The sequence below is a fragment of the Bordetella petrii genome (assembly GCF_020991325.1).
Taxonomy (GTDB): domain Bacteria; phylum Pseudomonadota; class Gammaproteobacteria; order Burkholderiales; family Burkholderiaceae_B; genus Bordetella_A; species Bordetella_A petrii_E.
In genome coordinates this window covers 1-4,793 of record NZ_JAJMLX010000318.1, presented here as the reverse complement: position 1 = coordinate 4,793, position 4,793 = coordinate 1, and the positions used below count along the sequence as shown (strand labels likewise).

The window sequence follows — 4,793 nt, the reverse complement described above, 5'->3', positions numbered from 1 at the left end:
GCCAGGGCCTTGCTGCCGCCGCCGGCCGGCACCAGGCCCACGCCGGCTTCAACCAGGCCTATGTAGCTTTCCAGCGCCAGTACGCGATGGCTGCAGTGCATCAGGAATTCGCAGCCGCCGCCCAGCGCCATGCCTTGCACGGCGGCCACGGTGGGCACGCGCGCATAGCGCAGCGCCAGCGAGGCGCGCTGGAATTTCTCGACCGTGGCTTCCAGCATGTCGAACTGGCCCGCCGCGCAGGCTTCGGCCACCTGCGCCAGGTTGGCGCCCACGGCGAACGGAGGTTCGTGCCACAGTACCAGCGCGTCCAGGTTTTGTTCGCAATGGTTTACCGCCCGCAGCACGCCTTCCAGCACCTCGCTGCCGATGGTGTGCATTTTCGAGGTGAACGACAGGATGCCCACGCCGGCGTCCTGGTCGGGCAGGTGCCACAGGCGCACGCCTTCGTTTTCCCACAGCGTGGCGCCGCGCGGCGCGGCCGCTTCGCCCACCAGGCGTTCGGGAAACAGCTGGCGCTGGTACACCGGCAGGGCCGAACGCGGCTGCTGGCCGCGGCTGCGCGCCGAGTACGACCCCTGCGCATCGTGCACGCCGGCACGGCCGGGTTCCATCGCCCAGGCCGGCAGGGGGGTGCTGCTCATGGCCTTGCCGGCGGCGGCGTCTTCGGCCACGGCCTGGGCAACGGCTTGCCATCCCGCCGCCTGCCAGGTCTCGAACGGCCCTTGCGCCCAGCCGAAGCCCCAGCGCATGGCCAGGTCCAGGTCGCGCGCGTTGTCGGCGATGTTCTCGAGCTGGAAGGCGCTGTAGTGGAAAATGTCGCGGAACACGCTCCAGAGGAATTGCGCCTGGGGGTGCGCGCTGGCCCGCAATGCGGCCAGGCGCTGCGCCGGGTCGCGCTGCTTCAGGATGGCGTCGACCTCGTCGGCCACCTGGCCGGCCGACGGCCGGTAATCGCCCGCAGCAGGGTCCAGCACCTGGATGTCCTTGCCCACCTTGCGGTATACGCCGGCTCCGCTTTTCTGGCCCAGCGCGCCGCGTTCTATCAAGGCATTCAGCCAGTCCGGCAACTGGAAGTGCGCATGCCAGGGGTCGTCGGGCAGCTTGTCGCGCATGGTGCCCACTACGTGGGCCAGGGTGTCCAGTCCCACGACGTCGGCCGTGCGGTAGGTGGCGCTTTTCGGCCGGCCGATCCGGGGGCCGGTAAGTGCGTCCACCGTATCGAAGCCCAGGCCCAGCCGCTCGGTATGGTGCAGGGCCGCCAGGATGGAGAACACGCCGATGCGGTTGGCAATGAAGTTCGGTGTATCCAGGGCGCGTATCACGCCCTTGCCCAGCCGCGTGGTCAGCCAGCTTTCCAGGTGGTCCAGTACGTCGGGCTGGGTATGGCGCGTGGCGATCAGTTCAACCAGGCGCATATAGCGCGGCGGGTTGAAGAAGTGCACGCCGCAGAAGCGCGGGCGCAGGGCTTCGGGCAGCGCGTCGGACAGTTCGCCGATCGACAGGCCCGAGGTATTCGAGGCCAGGATGGCGCCGGGGGCCACGTGCGGCGCAATGCGCTGGTACAGGGCCACTTTCCAGTCCATGCGCTCGGCAATGGCTTCGATGACCAGGTCGCATTCCGCCAGGCTGTCGAGATGGTCGTCGTAGTTGGCGGGCGTGATCAGCGCCAGGCGCGACGGGCTGGCCAGCGGCGCGGGCTCGAGTTTTTTCAACCCGGCCAGGGCTTTCCTGGCAATGCCGTCGCGGTCGCCTTCTTTCGCTGTCAGGTCGAACAGGGTGACGGGAACGCCGGCGTTGGCCAGGTGGGCGGCGATCTGCGCGCCCATGACGCCGGCACCCAGTACGGCGGCGTGCTTGACGTTGAACTTGCTGCTCAAAGCGGTCTCCTTGAAGGCGGGCGCAGGCGGGTGCCCGCGCCCGCGGGTCGGCGCGATGCGGCCGTCAGAACCGGGTGGACACCTGGATGCCCAGGATGTTCCCGTTGCTGCGGTAGTCGCCGGCCACGCGTCCCTTGGTCAGTGCGCTGCCCGAATCGGTATCGATGTCGGTGTCGCGCAGGTACAGATAGGTATAACCGACGTCGATGTGCGTGTCTTTGGTTGCCTGATACTGTACGCCGGTCGAGAACCACCAGCGGTCGGTGTCCGGCAGCGAGGTGGGCCGGTCGGACGGGTTGTGCACGGGGGACTGGTCCCAGGCCACGCCGAAGCGCCACTTCCATTTGGGCGCGAACTGATAGTTGGCCCCCAGCGCCACGCGCCAGCTGTCGCGGAATTCCAGCGGCAAGGTGTCGGTGGGCCCGCCGTCGTTCTTGATCTTCAGTTCCTGGATGCTGCTCCAGCCTGTCCAGGACACGTCGGCCATCAGTTCCCAGCGTTCGTTCAAGCGGTGCAGGCCGCTCAGGATGAGCGTATCGGGCAGGTCGACCGACGCTTCGGCATCGTACGACAGCGACCGTCCGGGCGCGAAGCCGTCGATGTCCGTGTCGCCCTTGGCCTTGTGCTTGACCTTGGAACGGTACGACAAGCCGATGCGGGTGTCTTCGGTGGGCTGCAGCATGATGCCGGCGTTCCAGCCCCATGCGTCGCCATCCAGGTTCAGGTCGGCGTCGCCCGGCAGGAACGGCCCCATGGGCGTGACGGGCACCACGACCTTCTTGGTGTATTGCGCGTCGATGTACTGGTAGTTCAGGCCAAAGCCCATCGAGAACTGGTCGTTGACCTTGTATGCCACCGACGGGTTGATGTTGATGGTCTTGATGTCGAACTTGGTGGAATGGTACTGGCCCACCCAGTTGTCGTCGTACTCGGTCATCAGCCCGAAGGGGGCGCCCATGCCCACGCCCACGAACCATTTTTCAGCAAGCTGCCACGAAAAATAGGCGTTGGGCACCACGCCCAGATTGCCGGCGTCGCCGCCATTGCCGCCGGTGGGCGCGCCGCCGCCCAGGGCCAGGGGGTTGCGGCTATTGCCGTTGTCGCGGAACTTGAACGACGGCAGGATGGCATTGACGCCGGCCGACACGCTGAAGCCCGGCAGGTACGTCATGCCCGCCGGGTTGAAATAGATGGTGCTGGCGTTTTCGGCCACGGCGGCCGAACCCGCGTAGGCGTTGCCCAGGCCGCTGGCGTTCTGCTCCAGCAACTGGAACCCCGCCGCATGCACCGCGCCCGTGCCCGCGGCGGCCATGGCTGCCGACAGTGCCGTCAACGCCAATGATGTTCTATTCATGTGTGTCTCCTCTTAGGCGGAAAGAAAGCGTGTGTTGCTGCGACTGCTTCTTGTGGTGATGTCTTATGGAATATGGGAAGCGGGTGCGGCATGGGCTTGCGCGCCCGGCGGTGCGTTGCCGCGGTAATGCAGCGGGCCGCCGGTAAACGGGGCGAAGCCCGTGCCGAAGATCACGCCGGCGTCGGCCAGGTCGGCATCGGCCACCACGCCGTCATCCACCTGCCGCTGGGTTCGTTCGATAAGGGGCTGCACCAGCCGTTGCGCCAGCCCGGCAGGCGGTGTGCCGGCAGCCGCCTTGGCGGCCTTGCCGTCTGTCCAGGCATAGAAACCCCGGCCCGTCTTGCGGCCCAGGTCGTTGCGGGCCACGCGTTCGGCCAGGCAGCGCGGCGGCTCGGCCTGGCCGGCAAGCTGCTGGCCGGCGGCCATGGCAATGTCCAGGCCGACGGTGTCGGCCAGTTCCAGGGGGCCCATCGGCATGCCGAAGTCGGTCATGGCGCGGTCGATGGTGGCGGGCGCCATGCCTTCGTCCACGCAGCGCATGGCCTCGAGCAGGTAGGGCGCCAGCACGGCATTGACCAGGAAACCCGGCGCGTCGCGCACGGGCAGCGCCAGTTTGCCCAACTGGCCGACGAAGGCGCAGGCGCGCGCCTGCGCGCCGGTGTCGTCGCCGGCCTGCACCACTTCGACCAGGGGCATCTTGGCCACCGGGTTGAAAAAATGGATGCCCACCAGCCGTTCCGGCCGGGCCAGGCCGGCGCGCAGTTCGGCCAGCGACAGGCTGGACGTATTGGTGGCCAATAGGGCGTCGGGCTTGAGCCGCGGTTCCAGCGCGCGGTACAGGGCCTGCTTGGCCTCGGCTTTTTCCGTAATGGCTTCGATGACCACGTCGGCGCGGCCCGCGCCGGCTCCGTCCGGATCGGGCACCAGCCGGTCGGACGCCGCCCGCGCGGCGCGCGGGTCTTTCAGCTTGCGGGCGAACAACTGGGCGGCGCGCCCCAGGGCGGGAGCGATGCGGGCCAGGTCCTGGTCTTGCAGGGTGACGGTCAGGCCTTTCAGGGCGCACCACGCGGCGATGTCGCCGCCCATGGTGCCCGCGCCCACCACGTGCACATGCCGTACAGGCGGCATTCCCGGCGCGGGCTTGCCGTGGGCCTTCAGGCGTTCCTGCAAATGGAACACCCGTACAAGATTGCGCGCCGTGTCCGACGTGAGGATGCGTTCCACGACCTCGGGCGCGCGCAAGGCATTGCCGTCGTGCCGGGCCCATAGCGTGACGATGGCTGGCGCCGCCGGGTAATGGCCCCGGGGATCCTTGGCGGCGATCTGCTTGCGGGCGCGGTGTTCCACGATGCGCTTGAGCGGCCAGCGGTTCAGCCAGCCTGCCATGCCGCGCGCGCGCCGCCGACCAGGGGAATGCCGCCGCGCAGGACCGCCTGGGCGGCGCGTATCTGTCCGGCCGGGGCGTGCCCCAGGACGATTTGCAGGCCTCGCAATGGTTGCGCAAAGCCGCCGAGCAGGACCATGCGCCGGCCCAGGACACGCTGGGCACGCTGTATGAGCAG

Annotated in this window: 3 protein-coding genes and 1 pseudogene; 1 reads left to right on the top strand and 3 read right to left on the bottom strand. The window is 68.3% G+C overall.

Going from position 1 to position 4,793, the window contains the following annotated elements; all coding sequences use genetic code 11:
* From LPZ50_RS21810 to LPZ50_RS21800, 3 genes are all read right to left on the bottom strand, one after another.
* Positions 1–1,826, bottom strand: a 1,826-nt coding sequence (locus tag LPZ50_RS21810) for a 3-hydroxyacyl-CoA dehydrogenase/enoyl-CoA hydratase family protein (RefSeq protein WP_230664890.1), incomplete at its 3' end; no start/stop codon positions are given.
* A 115-nt stretch (positions 1,827–1,941) separates the two neighbouring features.
* Positions 1,942–3,231 carry an OmpP1/FadL family transporter gene (locus LPZ50_RS21805; protein ID WP_230664888.1) on the bottom strand — a complete coding sequence of 430 codons (1,290 nt, stop codon included), beginning with the start codon at positions 3,229–3,231 and terminating at the stop codon, positions 1,942–1,944.
* Positions 3,232–3,294: 63 nt separating this feature from the next.
* Positions 3,295–4,617 (bottom strand): 3-hydroxyacyl-CoA dehydrogenase family protein, encoded by a 1,323-nt coding sequence (locus LPZ50_RS21800; protein WP_419195627.1) that lies wholly within the window; start codon positions 4,615–4,617, stop codon positions 3,295–3,297.
* A 77-nt stretch (positions 4,618–4,694) separates the two neighbouring features.
* Between LPZ50_RS21800 and LPZ50_RS25480 the strand changes: the two are divergent.
* Positions 4,695–4,793: pseudogene (locus LPZ50_RS25480) on the top strand (sel1 repeat family protein); the annotation flags it as partial.

Coding starts and splice junctions, on each gene's coding strand:
- LPZ50_RS21800 (WP_419195627.1), bottom strand. CDS start 4,617: ATGGCAGGCTGGCTGAACCGCTGGCCGCTCAAGCGCATCGTGGAACAC.
- LPZ50_RS21805 (WP_230664888.1), bottom strand. CDS start 3,231: ATGAATAGAACATCATTGGCGTTGACGGCACTGTCGGCAGCCATGGCC.